Source organism: Paenibacillus sp. FSL R10-2771, from assembly GCF_038000205.1.
Taxonomy (GTDB): domain Bacteria; phylum Bacillota; class Bacilli; order Paenibacillales; family Paenibacillaceae; genus Paenibacillus_AQ; species Paenibacillus_AQ phytohabitans.
Genome location: NZ_JBBOBM010000001.1, coordinates 4916867 through 4933713, shown reverse-complemented (window position 1 = coordinate 4933713; position 16847 = coordinate 4916867). Strand labels below are relative to the sequence as shown.

Annotated in this window: 17 protein-coding genes and 1 pseudogene; 13 read left to right on the top strand and 5 right to left on the bottom strand. The window is 51.0% G+C overall.

Features of this window, described 5'->3' with window-relative positions; genetic code table 11:
• Nucleotides 1-28 precede the first annotated feature (28 nt).
• Entirely contained in the window at nt 29-1486 is a 1458-nt protein-coding gene (locus NSU14_RS21180) for a glycoside hydrolase family 1 protein (RefSeq protein ID WP_340947300.1), read from the top strand.
• Between the two features lie 83 nt (nt 1487-1569).
• Here the strand turns inward: NSU14_RS21180 and NSU14_RS21175 are convergent, their stop codons facing one another.
• On the bottom strand, nt 1570-2610 hold the full coding sequence (locus NSU14_RS21175) for an HD-GYP domain-containing protein (protein ID WP_042135288.1): 1041 nt from the start codon (nt 2608-2610) through the stop codon (nt 1570-1572).
• Nucleotides 2611-2676: 66 nt separating this feature from the next.
• On the bottom strand, nt 2677-3402 hold the full coding sequence (locus NSU14_RS21170) for a molybdenum cofactor biosynthesis protein (RefSeq protein WP_340947298.1): 726 nt from the start codon (nt 3400-3402) through the stop codon (nt 2677-2679).
• A 152-nt stretch (nt 3403-3554) separates the two neighbouring features.
• On the opposite strand from NSU14_RS21170, the gene NSU14_RS21165 reads away from it, so the two are divergent.
• The 12 genes and pseudogenes from NSU14_RS21165 to NSU14_RS21110 all read left to right on the top strand — a co-directional run bounded on the left by NSU14_RS21165 (nt 3555) and on the right by NSU14_RS21110 (nt 15158).
• Nucleotides 3555-4994, top strand: a complete 1440-nt coding sequence (locus NSU14_RS21165; RefSeq protein ID WP_340947296.1) for a bifunctional metallophosphatase/5'-nucleotidase — start codon at nt 3555-3557, stop codon at nt 4992-4994.
• 74 nt (nt 4995-5068) lie between these two features.
• Nucleotides 5069-5896, top strand: coding sequence for an undecaprenyl-diphosphate phosphatase (locus tag NSU14_RS21160; RefSeq protein WP_042135294.1), 828 nt, complete (start codon nt 5069-5071; stop codon nt 5894-5896).
• A 151-nt stretch (nt 5897-6047) separates the two neighbouring features.
• Entirely contained in the window at nt 6048-7151 is a 1104-nt protein-coding gene (locus NSU14_RS21155) for an HD-GYP domain-containing protein (protein WP_042135295.1), read from the top strand.
• 209 nt (nt 7152-7360) lie between these two features.
• The gene (gene yfkAB, locus NSU14_RS21150; RefSeq protein ID WP_340947294.1) at nt 7361-8503 is read left to right on the top strand and encodes a radical SAM/CxCxxxxC motif protein YfkAB; all 1143 of its coding nucleotides are present in this window, start codon (nt 7361-7363) and stop codon (nt 8501-8503) included.
• A gap of 18 nt (nt 8504-8521) precedes the next feature.
• Nucleotides 8522-9880 (top strand): hemolysin family protein, encoded by a 1359-nt coding sequence (locus NSU14_RS21145; RefSeq protein WP_042135299.1) that lies wholly within the window; start codon nt 8522-8524, stop codon nt 9878-9880.
• A 69-nt stretch (nt 9881-9949) separates the two neighbouring features.
• Nucleotides 9950-10210 (top strand): annotated as a pseudogene (locus NSU14_RS21140) (DUF1989 domain-containing protein); the annotation flags it as partial.
• 451 nt (nt 10211-10661) lie between these two features.
• Nucleotides 10662-10946 carry an ArsR/SmtB family transcription factor gene (locus NSU14_RS21135; RefSeq protein WP_042135303.1) on the top strand — a complete coding sequence of 95 codons (285 nt, stop codon included), beginning with the start codon at nt 10662-10664 and terminating at the stop codon, nt 10944-10946.
• 99 nt (nt 10947-11045) lie between these two features.
• A complete protein-coding gene (locus tag NSU14_RS21130; RefSeq protein WP_340947290.1) occupies nt 11046-12482 on the top strand; it encodes a hypothetical protein in 1437 nt (478 codons plus the stop codon).
• A 376-nt stretch (nt 12483-12858) separates the two neighbouring features.
• The gene (locus NSU14_RS21125; protein ID WP_340947289.1) at nt 12859-13074 is read left to right on the top strand and encodes a spore coat associated protein CotJA; all 216 of its coding nucleotides are present in this window, start codon (nt 12859-12861) and stop codon (nt 13072-13074) included.
• A gap of 3 nt (nt 13075-13077) precedes the next feature.
• Nucleotides 13078-13344 (top strand): spore coat protein CotJB, encoded by a 267-nt coding sequence (locus NSU14_RS21120; RefSeq protein ID WP_042135308.1) that lies wholly within the window; start codon nt 13078-13080, stop codon nt 13342-13344.
• Between the two features lie 47 nt (nt 13345-13391).
• The gene (locus NSU14_RS21115) at nt 13392-13961 is read left to right on the top strand and encodes a manganese catalase family protein (protein WP_039306375.1); all 570 of its coding nucleotides are present in this window, start codon (nt 13392-13394) and stop codon (nt 13959-13961) included.
• A gap of 378 nt (nt 13962-14339) precedes the next feature.
• Nucleotides 14340-15158 carry a serine/threonine protein kinase gene (locus tag NSU14_RS21110; RefSeq protein WP_336101264.1) on the top strand — a complete coding sequence of 273 codons (819 nt, stop codon included), beginning with the start codon at nt 14340-14342 and terminating at the stop codon, nt 15156-15158.
• Nucleotides 15159-15236: 78 nt separating this feature from the next.
• Here the strand turns inward: NSU14_RS21110 and NSU14_RS21105 are convergent, their stop codons facing one another.
• From NSU14_RS21105 to NSU14_RS21095, 3 genes are all read right to left on the bottom strand, one after another.
• On the bottom strand, nt 15237-15449 hold the full coding sequence (locus tag NSU14_RS21105) for a hypothetical protein (RefSeq protein WP_336101263.1): 213 nt from the start codon (nt 15447-15449) through the stop codon (nt 15237-15239).
• A gap of 163 nt (nt 15450-15612) precedes the next feature.
• Complete coding sequence (locus NSU14_RS21100; protein ID WP_076242714.1) at nt 15613-16374, bottom strand: SDR family oxidoreductase; 762 nt, start codon at nt 16372-16374, stop codon at nt 15613-15615.
• Between the two features lie 17 nt (nt 16375-16391).
• A complete protein-coding gene (locus tag NSU14_RS21095) occupies nt 16392-16757 on the bottom strand; it encodes a MerR family transcriptional regulator (RefSeq protein ID WP_076242715.1) in 366 nt (121 codons plus the stop codon).
• Nucleotides 16758-16847 lie beyond the last annotated feature (90 nt).

Sequence of the window (16847 nt, the reverse complement as noted above, 5' to 3'; positions counted from 1 at the left end):
ACTTACGACTTATAAAAAGGAGATACACATGACTAATTTCAAACAGAAATTTCCGGATAACTTCCTGTGGGGCGGGGCTACGGCCGCGAACCAGCTGGAAGGCGCTTTTGATCAGGGTGGCAAAGGCCTGTCCAGTGCGGATATGGTAGCCTACGTGCCCAAAGCAGAGCGTAGCAATGATCATGCCATCGAAATCAGCTCCGAGCGGATCGCGCAAATTCTGTCCGGCGAATTCAACGCACGTTTCCCGAAACGAGAAGGGGTCGACTTCTACCACCGCTACAAAGAGGACATCGCTTTATTTGCGGAAATGGGCTTCAAGGTGTTCCGTCTGTCGATCAACTGGGCCCGAATCTATCCGAATGGCGATGATGCCCAGCCGAATGAGGCCGGTCTTAAATTCTACGACGATGTATTCGATGAGCTGCATAAATACGGGATAGAGCCGCTGGTTACCCTGGCGCATTACGAAACCCCGCTCGGTCTGACGCAGAAATACAACGGCTGGGCCTCCCGCGAACTTGTGGGCTGCTTCACCCGCTATGCCGAAACGGTGTTCCGGCGTTATAAGGATAAAGTGAAATACTGGATCACCTTCAATGAGATCAACATGATGACCCTTAGCCCGTTCACCGGCGGCGGTGTTGTCATTGACCGTGCCGGGAATAAGCTGCAGACGATATACCAGGCCCTGCATCACCAGTTCATTGCGAGCTCGTTGGCTACCAAGCTGGTGCATGAGATTATCCCCGGTTCCCGGATGGGCTGTATGCTGGCGCGGATGGAGAGCTATGCGGCTACCTGTAATCCCGAGGATGTGCGGCTGAACCAGCATGAGAATCAGCTGAACCTGTACTTTACCGATGTCCATGCACGCGGCGAATATCCGAAATATATGGACCGTTATTTTGCAGAGCACAATATTGAACTTCACAAAGAGCCGGGCGATGATGAGCTTCTGAAGCAGTACACGGTGGATTATGTGGCATTCAGCTACTATATGACCCTCACGCTGTCAGTTAGTCCTGAAGGCGAGCGGGCGCAGGGTAATCTGTTCGGCGGGATAAGAAATCCTTATCTCAAAGCCTCGGAATGGGGCTGGCAGATCGACCCGACCGGGCTGCGGATTATGCTGAACACGATGTATGACCGTTACCAGAAACCGCTGTTTATCGTTGAAAATGGGCTTGGGGCGTATGACAAGGTTGAGCCGGACGGCTCCATCCATGACAGCTACCGCATCGATTATCTAAGACAGCATATTGCCCAGATGAAGGAAGCCATTATGGACGGTGTGGAACTGATCGGCTATACAAGCTGGGGACCGATTGACCTGGTGAGTATGTCTACTTCGGAAATGTCGAAGCGCTATGGCTTCATCTACGTGGATCTGGACGATGACGGTAACGGGATGTTGGACCGTTCGAAGAAAGACTCTTTCTATTGGTACAAAAAGGTCATCGCCAGCAATGGTGAAGAGCTATAGCCTGCGTTAAAAGAAAAGGAGATTCGCTGACCCGTATCCGGGTTCAGGAATCTCCTTTTTGCATGAATGTATATGTAGCCGGCCTATTCCATATAGATCTCTATGACCGCAATTTTGCGTTCGCGCGACAGATCAAGGAATTTGCCTTCGCTCTGCACGAGCGGCCGGAAGACATCCAGCGGGTTGTTCATAATAATTACCCCCATATCTCCGGTGCTGAGCAATACGCGTTTGCCGATAAAATTAGGCATTAGATGCTGAATGAAGGCTTGTACCGGTTTGCCGTTCAGCTTGCCGAAACTGAGCGAGTTGATCTCGCGCAGTACGGAAATCAGCTCCTGCTTGGACTGGTAGACCCGGTGGGAGGTCATGGCGCTGTATATATCGGCGACCGCTGCAATCTGGGCATAAGGATGAATATCGTTCTTGGTAAGCTGGTGCGGATACCCGGAGCCGTCTTCACGTTCATGATGCTGCAAGGCGACTAAAGCTGTGAAAGGATCATTCATGGAATTCTGAATGATTTCGTGCCCGTAAACCGTATGTAGTTTGATTTCGTCGAATTCGGCAGCGGTCAGCTTGCCGGGTTTGTTCAGAATATCAGGGGAGATCCGGCATTTGCCGATATCGATCAGGTATCCTGCACGGCCGATCTCATAACACTCCGCCTTGGAATATCCCAGCCAGGAGGCAATATAATAAGATAGCATCCCTACCTGCAGGGAATGGTTGTAGGTATAATTGTCTTCCCGGTCAAGCAGCAGAAGGAGTGAGACGACATCTTTGTGTTTGTCGAGCGTGGATAACGTCGGCTGGAGAATATCGTCTACAACGGACTGATTGAAGCTTCCCTTAGTGAGTGCTTCCATATATAGAGATTCAAAACCATCGATCATGATGTCGAAGCTGCCGGAAGCAGCCTGGATGATTGAGGATCTGCTTGAGGGTGCGGGTTCTTCCTGCACCGTTTCAATATCTACATAATCTACGCCATGCTGTATCAGCTTGGCGATCTCCTCCAACTGGAGCCGTGATCCTTTGGGGAGTACATGCAGCCCGCGTGAGCTGAAGGTATCCATCCGCAGATGATCACCCGGTTTTAGATCCATGACGTGTACTCTCAATGAATATGCCACCTTACTATAGCGATTTTTTCCAGCATAGCAACAAAGTCGGGAATATTCAATGGTTTAGGAGTACTGTTTATAGCTGGAGGATTCTTCAGCCTGGGGATCTTTCCCGAGCCACTGTGAGCCTGAATCCCGGATATCCTTTTTCCATACGGGGACTGAGGCTTTAAGCGCCTCAATGGCGTAACGGCTGGCCTCATAACAGGTATCGCGATGCGGTGCGGACACGGCAATGACAACACTGGCTTCTTTGATCCCTACTAGCCCGATCCGGTGTGCAATTGCGCAGTGAGCCTGCCAGCGTTCTTGAATCTCGAGGCCTATCTCCTGCAGCTTCTTCAGTGCCATCGGCACGTAAGCTTCATAATGAAGGGCGGTTGTCTGCTGATCTCCAGTCATCTCCCTGGTCGTGCCGACAAAGAGGAGTGAGGCTCCGTGGTTAACATCCTGTACCTTCTCTAGGAGCAGCTCAGCCTTCAAGGGCTGATCAGTAATGCTGTACAGGCCGTCTGCTATCTCGTCAGCGGCAGCTTCAGGTTCTCCGCCGGACACGGGCGGGATCAATGCCACCTCGGAGCTTTCGGCAATCTCTGTATCATCCGGTGCATATTCCCGGTCAACGGCAACCAGGGATACATTGATCTGCGGAGCAGCATCGGGATACGAAGCGGAGAGCAGTTCTTTCAGTTTGCCGGCTGTCAAAGGCGACTCATGGGCATGAAATGTCAGAGTAGAGGAGCCGATGACTTCGGCCAGACCCGCAAACAGTCGAATGGACACATGCATGATTAAATCACCTCGTAATTACATAAGTTAGGACAGCTTATAATGATTACAATATACCATAATGAGCCTGAAAATGTTATGCTAACTCTAGAAGAGCACAAGCCTGCCGCTTACACTATAAACGGCTGTACCAGTGGGAGGGAAGCAAGCTTATGAAGCCTGAGCCGCAAAGATTAACCATTCTTCATACCAATGACATACATAGCCATTTTGAAATGATGAGTCCTGTCGCGGCAGAGATTTCTGCAATGAAGGCTGCTGCAGGCGAAGGTCCGGTGCTGCTGCTGGATATCGGCGACCATATGGACAGGGCTGCCGTAGAGACGGAAGGCACGATGGGGCAGGCTAACATCGATATTATGAATCTGACCGGATATGATGCCGTAACTATCGGCAACAACGAAGGCCTTACCTTCTCACAGGAGATGCTCTCGGCTATATTTACCGGCATCCAGTGTCCTGTGGTGTGCTGCAACTTCCTGGAGTCTGCAACCGGAGAGCCTCCGCATTGGATGCAGCGCCATGCCATCCTGGAGAAGGACGGGATCAAGATCGGGCTGACTGGTGCCACGGCAGCGTTCACTTCTTTCTACTCCCTGCTGGGCTGGGATGTGCTGGACCCTGAAGAAGCGCTGCGTGAGCAGTGTGAACTGCTGGCACCGCAAGTGGATATCCTAATTATTCTGTCTCATCTGGGGCTGCCCGCAGACCAGAAGCTGGCAGAGAATCTGGAAGGTGTACATGCCATTCTGGGCGGACATACCCACCACATGCTTGAGAAGCCGCAGATGATAGGCGGCACGGCTGTATGCGGCGCCGGCAAATTCGGCCGGTACCTCGGACGGCTGGTATTTGAGCGGGATCAGCCTGACGGAGCCTTCCGGCTGGCTGAAGGGGAATGTACCGCAGTCAATGGCGCGCTGACTGAAGAGATCATCGCTCCGGCTGCAGCAATTCACCTGCAGCGCGGCCGTGAGGTGCTGCTGGAGACCGTTGCCATCAGCGACCGCGGGCTGCCGCTCGACCTGCAGGGCGAATCACCGTTTGGCAACCTGCTGGCACAGGCTGTCCGCCGCTTCACGGGCAGCTCCTTCTCGCTTGTCAATTCCGGGCAGCTGCTCGGCTCCCTGCCGGAGGGCAATATTACGGCAGGCATGCTGCATGCCCTATGCCCTTCCCCGATTAATCCGTGCATTGTACAGCTCACCGGCAAGGATATCCGCACTGCGCTGGAACAGAGTCTAATGGAGGAATACCGCAACAAGGTAATCTACGGCTACGGATTCCGGGGGAATATGCTGGGCAGTCTGGCTGTCGACGGATTAAAAATCTTGTACGATCCAAGGGTCATGCCGTATGATAACGGTATTGCGATTTTTGTCGGCGGAGAGAAGCTGGAAGACGAACGGGAGTATAGCGTCGGCACGCTGGATATGTTTACATTCCGCACAGGGTATGAGAGTATAGCGAATGGCCGGGAGCCTGTATATTTGCTGCCCCATTTTCTGCGCGATCTGCTGCGGATGGAGCTCCAGCGCCCGGGGAGTCTCGATGAGAGCGAAGTTGCCCGCTGGGTGAGCCTGGCCACCTGATACATCCCGTAATTCATTCAAACATTAGAAGTCATAGCTGCACCAGGTTTCATTGACTAGATCAGGAGGATTATATGGATACAATTACAGCAATAATTCTGGCAATTGTAGAAGGAATAACCGAGTTTATTCCAGTATCATCAACGGGACACATGATTCTTACCACGAAGCTGCTGGGGTTTGACGAGCAGGATTCCATTATGAAGACGTATGAGATTGTCATTCAGCTTGGGGCCATTCTGGCCATTGCCATTGTCTACCGCCAGCGGATTCTGAATCTCCTGGGGATCGGCCGCAGCGGCAGAAGCAGAGGCGGAGTCATGCCGGCATCACGCCTGAACCTGATTCATGTGCTGCTGGGTATAGTGCCTGCGCTCGCCGTAGCTTTTTTCGCCCGTGATTTCATCAAAAGCCTGTTCGGCGCATCTACGGTTCTCTGGGCACTGGTGGCCGGCGGGATTCTGATGATCATCGCGGAATGGGTCAACAAACGCAAGATTCGCGTGACCGCGCATGAGCTGGATGATCTGTCCTACGGGCAGGCGCTGGCGATCGGGCTCTATCAGATCATTTCCGTACTCTGGCCAGGGTTCTCCCGTTCCGGTTCGACCATCTCCGGGGGGATGCTCAGCGGGGTCAGCTACAAGGCTTCGGCGGATTTCTCCTTCCTCATCGCGATTCCGATTATGTGTGCAGCCTCGGGCTATGAACTGCTGGATTCCTACCGCAATTTCACGAATGATACGATCTGGTATTTCGCTATTGGCTTCGTGATTTCTTTCGTGGTGTCCTATGTGGTAGTTGTTCTGTTCATGAGGATGATCCAGAAGATCAGACCGACCCATTTCGCGATTTACCGGTTCATACTTGCGGCTGTCTTCTGGCTGTTCATTATGCGTTAAGCTCACCCGGCTTAGCATCACCGGGCAAGAGAGGCAGTCTTACATACATCCGCTTGTCCGGTCGCTCAAGGTAACGGTATAGGCACAGCGTTTGACCCAAGGATTCCGAAACAGAATAGCAATTTACCGTTAAAGGCAGGAGTGAGCCAAGGTGCGTTTAGTATCCGTGAATCGGCTTCAGGCGGGAATGAAGCTGGGTAAAAAAATTTATAATGATGAAGGACTGGTTCTGCTCGCTGATGGAGTAGAGCTTACTGATGCCCTGATCAAGCGGCTCGCTAGGATCGATATCGGCTATATCTATATAGAGGATTCCGTCACGGAAGATGTCGTGATTCCCGGAATGCTGCAGGATGAGACGCGAAATCAGGCGCTCAAGGTAATCAGAAATCAATTTCAGCAAATGTCCGGCGCTTCGGGAATTACCAAGGGCTTCTACCACCTGGATAAGAAATTCTCCAAAGTGATGGATTCCATACTGGACGATATGTCGGCTCAGGAAGATCCGATGATTATGCTGCTGGATATGCACACCGCAGACAACTATCTGTATGTGCATTCCCTGAACGTATGCCTCTACACACTGGTGCTTGGCATTGCCCATGGCTACAGCAAGGAAGAACTGCGGGTCATCGGACTCGGTTCGCTGCTGCATGACATCGGCAAGACACAGATTCCGGTCAAAATTGTTCAGAAGCCCGGGATGCTTAGTGAAGATGAATTCAAGCATATGCAGGCGCATACCGAGATCGGTTACCGGATTCTTAAGGAAGAGCCGAATATCCCGCTGCTCGCGGCCCATTGTGCACTGCAGCATCATGAGCGGATCGACGGTTCCGGCTATCCGCGCGGTCTGACTGGTCCGCAGATTCATGAATATGCGAAGTGGCTGGGTGTGGCGGATTCCTATGATGCGATGACCTCCAACCGGATATACAAAAAAGCCATGCTGCCGCATCAGGCGGTCGAGGCGCTGTACGTCGGCTCCGGCACGCTGTATGAGCAGAAGCAGCTGGAGATTTTCAGAGACCGTGTGGCGATCTATCCTCTGGGGCTTACCGTCAAGCTTAGCACCGGCGAGAGCGGTGTTGTGGTCAAGATTGATCCCAGCATACCGCACAGACCCGTTGTACGTGTGCTTAACGGCCCGGAAGGGGAACCGGTCACCCCTTATGAGCATGATCTTGGCAAAGCCCTCTCTGTGGTCATTGTTGATGTGACTGACGGGGGAGAGCTTATAGTGAAGAGCACTTGATTAGCGTTGTTAGCAGCGAGGAAAGAATACAGGTGTCCGCTTGGCTGCGGAGCTGTATTCTCAGCCTTGCTGTTTTTTTGAAATTAAAGCAAATAGGCGGCAGATGCGCAGTTTTTCGCTTGTCGTGGTATGATATAGCGTAAGTTATCGTTCTTTTTCAATTGTTTTGGGTTAATAATAAGGAATAAGCATTAAAGGAGCATTAAGAAATGAGTATATTAGAGCCATCATCATCATCAATACCTGTACAAGAGCTGTCGCCGGAGTACGATCCCTGGGATCCGATTACCTCTCTTCGCCAGCACGGGCGGCATGTGCTGACCAGCGTAGAGATGACGGTGACCAATCTGTGCAACATGCGCTGTGAGCACTGCGCAGTTGGAGACAGCCTGACTATGAAAGAAGGGGAGCTGCTGCCACTCACCAATATGCTGCGCCGTCTGGAAGAGGTAGAGCATCTGCAGACCATCAGCATCACCGGCGGGGAGCCGATGTTCCGTGCCGGAACGGTGGAGAATACCATCGTGCCGCTGCTGAAATATGCACGTGAGCGGGGGATCCGTTCTCAGATCAACTCGAATCTTACCATGCCGTATTCCCGTTATGAGCAGCTGCTTCCATACCTGGATGTCATGCATATCTCTTTCAACTATGTTAACGGGGATGACTTCCATGAGGTGGGCTTCGCGAACAGCGGGCATCCGGTCTCGAAGGAAGCCGCCTACCGTCTGTATGACACCATGCTGGAGAATTCCCGCCGGCTTAGCAATGACGGTATGCTTATCTCGGCGGAGTCGATGATTAATTACCGTACGCATACCAAGCTCCCGCAGATCCACAAGCTGATCGGGGAGATGGGGGCAAGACGCCATGAGGTGCATCCGATGTATGCCTCCAGCTTTGCTTCGAAGCTGCCCGTATTGTCACTCCAAGAGATGAATGCAGCCATTCATTCCCTGCTGGATTCCCGGGACACTGAGATGTGGATGCTGTTCGGCACGCTGCCGTTCTTCGCCTGCAGCTTCCTCGAGGAAGACCAGCAGCTGCTGCGCAGACTGCGCAGTGAGAAGAATGTTACTCTGCGCAATGACCCGGACGGAAGAAACCGGGTGAACGTAAATTTATTTACGGGCGATGTATTCGTAACAGATTTCGCCGATATTTCCGCATTTGGCAATATCAGCAGCACCAGGCTGGATGACATTTTCACCGAGTGGCAGACTAAGCATCCGCTGAATCAGAAAGTGAATTGCTACTGCGATGCCGCCGGCTGCTGCGGGCCCAACCTTCTGGTAGCCGATATGTATTATCCTGAGGTTGATTTCAAGACAAGAAAAGCGATCACTCTGTAGAAATGGGGCGTTATTATAGTGCATACGGAATTTGACATAGGAAGCTTAGTGCTTAATCTTTTGCTCGTTCTGGTGCTCGTATTATTGAATGGGATCTTCGTTGCGGCGGAGTTCTCGCTGGTAAAGGTCAGACAGTCACGTCTGACCCAGCTGGTCAGCGAAGGCAACAAAATGGCCGGGTATGCGCTGAAGGTCAATAAAAGACTGGATTCGTATCTGTCTGCCACCCAGTTCGGGATTACGCTCGCCTCGCTGGGACTCGGCTGGGTCGGAGAACCGGCGATCTCTGAGCTGCTAGTGGAACCGCTGATGTATCAGCTTGGCGTATCGGATCAGACCCTGATCTCTACGGTATCTGTGATTATCGGGTTCTCGATTATTACCTTCTTACATATTGTGCTGGGTGAGCTTGCACCGAAGTCCCTGGCGATTCAAAAAACTGAAGGCTCAGCGCTGCTGCTGTCCGCTCCACTGATGTTCTTCTATAATGTGTTCCTGCCCTTCATCTGGGTGCTGAATGCGTCAGCTAATGCGCTGCTGAGGCTGGTTGGTGTTGAACCGGCCAGTGAAGCCGAAGCTGCCCACTCTGAAGAGGAGATCCGTATCCTGATGAATCAGAGTGCGAAAAGCGGGGTTATCGACAAGGATGAGATGAAGCTGATGGACAACATCTTCGAATTCTCCGATCTGCTGGCCCGTGAAGTGATGCTCCCGCGTACGGATATGGATGTACTGTACAGCAATCTCCCGCTGGAGGAGAATATGCGGATCATTACGGAAACGAAGCATTCCCGGTATCCGGTAGCCTTCGAGGATAAGGACCGGATTATCGGCTTCATCCATATTACAGATCTTCTCTTCGCACCGCTGGAGCAGCAGAATGACCTGGCTTCACTGGTCCGGCCGATTCTGAATGTTCCGGAATCGATGGAGATCAGCCATGCGCTCCGTCTGATGCAGAAGAACAAAGCCCAGCTGACCCTGGTCGTAGACGAATATGGCGGGACGGCGGGGCTGCTGACCGCCGAAGAGATTCTGGAAGAGATCGTCGGCGATCTGCATGACGAATTCGAGGATGAACGCCCGAGTGTGGAGTATAGCGGAGAATATATTTCCGTTGAAGGCCGCATGCTGATCGAAGACGTGAATGATCTTACTGGCGTCATCATCGAGGATGAAGAAGTGGATTCGATTGGCGGCTGGCTGTTCAAGGAGCTGGAGGGGAATCCGTCCAAAGGCAAACAGGTGGTGGTCGGCGACGTCACCTTTGAGGTAGAGGAGTCCACCCGGCTGCGGATTACCCGGATTAATATTCACCGGGCGAATCCGCCGGAGTCCGCAGAGGATGCAGAAGATACGGAAGAAGATAAAGAGTAAGCAGGGCAATTGCTGAAATGAAGCAGTTAAAATGTAACAGGGTACACTTGCGAACCCCGCTATTACGAAATGCTGGAGCTTGCCAAACTTCCGGAAGGCCACCGTTATGCAAAAAGAGACCTGTCTCCGAACATTAACTTTTTCATGAATGTACCTGTAACGCCTGAGGGCGGGTTAACGTTTGAGGATGGCGTATCCGGACCAGGATGTTATGTGGAGCTCCAATCCAGCTGCCATTCCATGGTGCTGATCAGCAATTGCCCTCAATTGAACAATCCATGCAACGCCTATAATCCTACGCCGGTCCAAGTGCTTATTTGGAACGAATAGAGCAGCTGGATTATATTGCATACGTTAACGAATACATTTGGCAGCCAGTCTAAGGACGGGCTGCTTTTTGGCGTGACCGGTAAAGAACTTCAATTTCAAAAAATTATTACATCAGGGCTGGCTACATTTTCTAGAGAGTGCCCTTCACCTTACGCACCGCTATCCACATAGACAGGAAGGATCTGTTTCAAGTGAATAATGTTAGCGTTGGCGAGCAGGACAAGCAGGACCATGATCATAATAATCGGTCCTAGGAATTCGCTGCAGCGGACAATCCCTTCGATCGATCCCGCATAAGTAACTTATGTAATTAACAGGACCATCAGCAGAATAATTGATTTTATAGGCGTTTCTGGAAGGGGATAAATATAGAGACCTTGACATTTGTTACATGCATCGTTAATATATCGATATATATAAATGTATTAATATATGGAAAGGGGGGCCTGCTATGAAGCTTGACGACAACACGCTAAAAAATGCGGTAAAAATATATAAAGCCCTCGGGGAGCCTACGCGATTGAAAATAGTTGCTCTGCTCAGCAAGCATGAGGAACTCAGCTGTTCCGGGATCGGGGAGCATTTGAACTTTCCGGGTTCAACTCTTTCCCATCATTTGAAGCAACTGCAGGAGTGCGGCCTGCTTGAACTGGTAAGAAAAGAAGGAACCTATCATATCTATAAGCTAAACCAAGCAACACTTAAAAATTATATTTCAGCAGAGTTTGAAATGTAATTTTTTTTGCTCAATAGATCGATATATTTAAATGTATTAAAGGAGGGATATCCGAGTAACCGTCCGCTTCATCTTATATCACTTTGGAGGTGTTCAAATATGTCAAGCTATACCTTAACAGCAGACAATAAGAAAATTACGTGGGGAACTTCTGTTGAGATTGCTCCGTTACTCCGTGCCAAGCCTTCTATTCTTACATTGCAGGAGGATGGGAGCGTAGATTGGCGTCTTGCCGAGGGAGTATATGTAGCCAAGGATATTGTAAGAGAACTGGATATTTTATTGGAAGCTGTGCTGCTTAGACTTGGTGAAGCGGCGGATCACAGGCTGCTGCTGGATAATCTGCAGGCTAATCTGGCGATTGAGGGCAGAGAAGCGGATTTGCCGCTGGGTCAGCTGGAACTTACAGGAAAAGCCGGAGTTGAAGTGACCCGCCAAGCCAGACAGATTGGGGAAAAGCTGTCCCTTTGGGCCCGCGAATATAATGTGGAGAAGTCAGCTGCCAGACAGCATGACCCTCAAACGCTGGGAAATGTGTATTTCCGAAGCCATTGCGAGAACCATCTTTGGACGCACAGAGTAGCGGATTTATTGATGGGTCCGGCTGGAGGACCTGTTGTTATGCAGATGTTCAATGAATATTTGCACCAGTTCATTCTCCTAAGAGATGCGCTGCTTCCTTTCGAGAATTGGGAAGAGGTTCCGATTGAGATCAGGCAGGGGGCAGGCAGCGACAGAGGAGTAAGATTTATTGAACAACCGCGTGCCAAGTTCCTCACGGCAATTATGAGCAAGAAAATCACGCACAAAGCGTTGGTTGAATACGCACAAGGCTGGTTAAGTCCTGAATTATCCGCTGTGGGATACGGGTTCCAATACCGGCTGGGGACGATTCTTCCGGCGAGTCTGAACGGACATCCGGGAACTGCCCCGGGCTATCTTCTTCAGTGGTATCCCGTATGGACGGTTTTGGCGGATGCTGCAGGTGCAGCTGTGCCTGTTGCTTTCCGCTACGGGGAAGAGGAGTATTTTGCGGCACCGCGAAGCCAGGTCCTTGCGGGGGAAGCATGGAATCTGGCTCAGCCTGATCCACAGCAATTGCAGCATGTTACCGAAGCACGTATCGTCCCGATTACGGTTCAAGATCGTGTACTCCTTAACTATGATTTGGAGCTGGATGGGGTTACCTATCGGGTGGACCTGGGTCAAATCTTCAGAGGGCATCGCTTTATGTACCGGCCGAACGGTCAGGTTGAACCCGGGCTGCCAGCAAGCCCCGCAGAATATGCGGATATTACCGGACACCGTCCAGCAGTTATTCTCGGCTTGCCGGGGCTGGTCACGGATAAGGAAGGCATCCATGTGATCTCCGCCGGAGGAAATCCGCTTGTGCTTTGGGCCTTGCTCGGGAAAATATACCCAGAGAATGTTGTTGTGTTAGACAGCCTTTCCGATCACGGGCTCCGGTCTGCCCAAAGTGCGGGAAAAGGATTTGGACCCAAATTTTTATTGTCTTTAGGAAATTCTGGACAGTGAAAAGTTCTTGTCGGCGGCTGCAGAAAGCGTAAGGTCAGATTTATCGAAAATGAACAAGACAATTTTGTTATGCCGTCAGACGGGGCTTTGAGTTGAGGGATTCACCTAACTACGAATTATCCGTATTCTATTACCAAGCTCTGTCCATGACTAAAACAGACGCAGAGGAAAAGAGGAAAATAAAGATAAGCGCGAGAGAATCGTCAATATAGCGGCTATATTTTAACGGGAACATAAAGAAGCCATTACAGGGCTGCTTGATGTTCCCTTTTTTGCGAAGGGGTTCTATTCCTCTCTGGAGCCGTCATAAATTAGTTAGGAAGGTGAGAGCTGGAATAATAAAGGTATACCATTAATCTATAAGGAGGAATGATCATTGAACTCCCAGGAGTGTGTATGGACGCCGTACAGGGGACCGTTTGATCCTTGTCCGCCGGTGCCGTTCAAGACGTATGTAGTACCGCCGAACCAATTCATTAATTTTCAGCCCCCGAATCTGCCGCAGTTCTCCCTGCCGGAAGCGCTGAAGTACGGAACGCTGTGGCCCGCGCTGTTCAGCCCGTATGAGTCCAAGTCCAAAGGAGGGAAGTAGGCGATGGAAGCTAATCCTTGCGAACCCCGTTATTATGAAATGCTGGAACAACTGCAGGTGCTCGATTTCGCACTTGTTGAGCTGAACCTGTACCTGGACACCCACCCGGAGGATCTGAAGGCCATAGAGCAGTTCAATCAGTTGACCTTCGAACGCACCAAGCTGGCGAACCAGTTTCAGGAGCTTTACGGACCCCTGCAGAATTTCGGGCGCGCCTACTCCAAGTGTCCATGGGAATGGAGCCAGAGCCCTTGGCCGTGGCAAGTCTGAACCGTAGGACGGAGAACATAAAAGTCTGAGGAGGGGGAAGCACACGAATGTGGATCTACGAGAAGAAGCTACAATACCCGGTGCGTGTAGGCAAATGCGATGTGCGGATGGCGCGTTACCTGATGGAGCAATACGGCGGTGCGGACGGGGAACTGGCGGCGGCCCTACGTTACATGAATCAGCGCTATGCAATACCGGATAAGGTTATCGGTGTATTGACCGATATTTCGACCGAGGAATTTGCACACCTGGAAATGATTGCTACAATGATATATAAATTGACAAAAGATGCATCGATCAGTGAACTCGAAGCTGCCGGGCTTGGCCCGAACTATGCACAGCGTGACCACGCGCTGTTCTACCAGAATTCAGCAGGGGTCCCCTGGACAGCTGCGTATATCCAGGCCAAAGGTGATCCGCTGGCTGACCTCTACGAGGACATTGCCGCCGAAGAAAAGGCCCGGGCTACATACCAGTGGCTGATCGATATGACGGATGACGTGGATCTGCAGGACAGCCTCAAGTTCCTGCGGGAGCGAGAGATTGTGCATGCGCTAAGATTTAAGGAGTCTGTGCAGATTCTGATTGAGGAACGGGATAAGAAGAAGGTGTTCTGAGGAGCTTAATCCTGCCCAAAATACAACATTTCGCTCATGAATTCGAGCCTAACCGGAAATTGTTGTACAAAAGGCAGGATTTCTGCTTGTCTAAGCGGCTTGCCCGTGATAATTGTTGTAGTTCATACATGAATCCTCGCGAACCCTCAGGTATCTTGGAGTCAAAGCTGCAAAACGTACAACATTGTTGATACATAACTAAGGGGCTGTTCCCAAAGCCATGAAATGGGCTGGTTGGACAGCCTCTTTTTCCTGTAGCTAACTCCCTGCTTAAGTGCTGCCTTGCCTCGACTCCGGTGCCAGATACCGTCATCTGTGAGATAATACTGCTACTGATAATCTATCTGGTGCAGGAAGCGGAGAGGGGGCGTAATGGTTATGGCATTTGAACGGTGGCGCGGGTTCATCCGGGCCTGGCGGGATTATCCCTTCCCGGAAGGGGCTGTAATTGGCGGGAATTATACAATAGAGGCATTGCTGGGAGAAGGCAGCTACGGGCTGACGTACCTTACCCGGAGTCCTGAAGACGGGACGCCTCTGGCACTCAAACAGTCCAGACCCAGTAAGAAAGCGGTTGGCCGGGCGATGCTTGCCAGAGAGAGTACAATTCTACGGGTAATGGAGCATCCTAACATTCCGGCTTGCCGTGATTATTTTGAATATAAAGGCTCGAATTGGCTGGTTACCGATTACATTGCGGGGAAGACGCTGGAGGATCTGATCTTTGATGAGCGGATTGTCTACGGTGAGCGGGAGTGTCTGGCCACGACACTGAAGCTGATGGAGCGGGTTGCCCATGTCCATTCTCGCGGATACGTTCACCTGGATCTGCGGATTCCCAATGTGATTCTCCAGAATGAAGACCTGTACTTAATTGATTTCGGATTGGCAGCAAAGATTGGAGAGGCGGATACCGTGCCTGGGCGGCTGAAGCCGAGGGAGAAAGGGCTGCCGGAACATAGGCCACCAGAGATCACCTCGGATTTGTACGATGTAGGACAACTGATGCTGTTCATGCTGTATTCCGGTTATAAGCCTGTACGGGGAGGGGCGGAGCGGAGCTGGCGGGAAGAGCTGGAGCTGTCGCCGGGAATGCTGCAGATGCTGTCCCGTCTGCTTGGAGAGCAGGAGGCCTATACGGACACGGCTGTGTTTATTCGTGAGGCTGAAGAATTGTATAAGAGTCTGCTGCGTTGATATCTGTTCAAAAAAAGGCGCCCTCAGCCAAATGCTGGGAGGCGCCTTATGAATGTGTAGGAAGTAATCAAGCTGACATCAGCTTGAACTGCCGTAACGGTTCTTATAGTATTTATGTCCGGTTCCTCCGCGGCGGGCGTCTGATGAGGAATGCCGTTTGTATCCGTGGCTGCTGCTTGAATGCCTTCTGGAGATTGGCCTCCCTTTATGACTGCTCGAATGCCTGCGGTGACCGCCATGTTTGGACTGCTCTACGGAGTGCAGGACTTTACCAAGAATTTTCTTAAACATCTTGTTTCCTCCTCTTAGGTTGTAGTAGCCATTGCAGTGCGGCTTTAATCGTTAGTTACCCTTAACTACGGCCTCCGTACCCGGCAGGTTTCAATAAAAATAAACCCCGTCCATTTGCGGCGGGGTTGTTTGTATACCAAGCGTAATGAGCGCGATGATTATGTTATTCAATATAACTCTTCATTGCCTGATACATATTGACCGCGTATTCATCGATCTTATCCCGCGACATGCGCAGCCGGTCCACTGAAGTGCCATAGCCGATTTCCTGCAGTCCCTCCGCTAATCCCTGGAAGATTCCATCCGTGAACGCATCTAACGGTTCGCCGTGCACATGCAGCCCGCTTCCGCCGAGATCCGTATTTACTGCCGGAGGTGCAATCTCGATCACTTCTACAGAGGTATCAGAGAGCTGGAGTCTCAGGCTCATCGTGAAGGAATGGAGCGCCGCCTTCGTCGCTGAATAGATCGGGCCAATGGCAAACGGTGTGAAGGCCAGGCCGGAGGTGACGTTGAGGATAGCCGCCGCTTCCCGTGCTGCGAATAATGGAGCGAATAGCATAGCCAGATGAAGAGGGGCTTCAAGGTTAGTTGTGATTTCTTGATTGAAATAAGCCCAGTTGTTTCTCGCATCTGCTTTGAGTACATTGAAGCGCTGCTGGGTCCCGGCATTGTTCACTAACACATTCACTTCGGGATAGTTCGCAGTTACCCAGTCGAACAAGGCGGTACGCTCGGATTCTATATTCAAATCACTTACACGGGTAATCAGGCCGGGGAACTTGTCCTTGGCATCCTGTAGGACCTGTTCACGCCGTCCAGTAATGATGACTGTATTTCCGCCGCTGATGAAGCGTTCGGCAAAAGCGAGACCGATTCCCGAGCCTCCGCCAGTAATAAGGATTGTGTTTCCTGTAAGTTTCATTTTAGAACCTCTTCTCATTATTTTGATAAATAATTTGTATAACGGGCAATTTTCTTGTCGATGCCCTGCAAGGATTCTGTCATGAGTGCAATTTCCGCCAGCACAGCCTGCTTGTGCTCCTGAAACATTTTAAGCCGGAGTTCAGTCGTGCTCTCCCCTTCTAATATCCAGTCCACATATTGCCTGATACTGCTGATGGGCATATGCGTATTTTTCAGATAAATAATGATCTTAAGGAAAGCAATACGATTCTCCGAGAATATCCGCCTCCCGGCTTCATCACGCTCCATCTGTGGCAATAAACCCTTTTTCTCATAATAACGGATCGTTGATTCCGGAATCCCTAACTGGGCTGCAGCTTCGCTAATGGAAACATATTTCATCTGGAGACCTCCATGGGGTTGTTTACTTGTCGACAGGAATAGGATACGACTTAAACCATGGTTTAAGTCAATGGATTTTTTTGGAGGGGG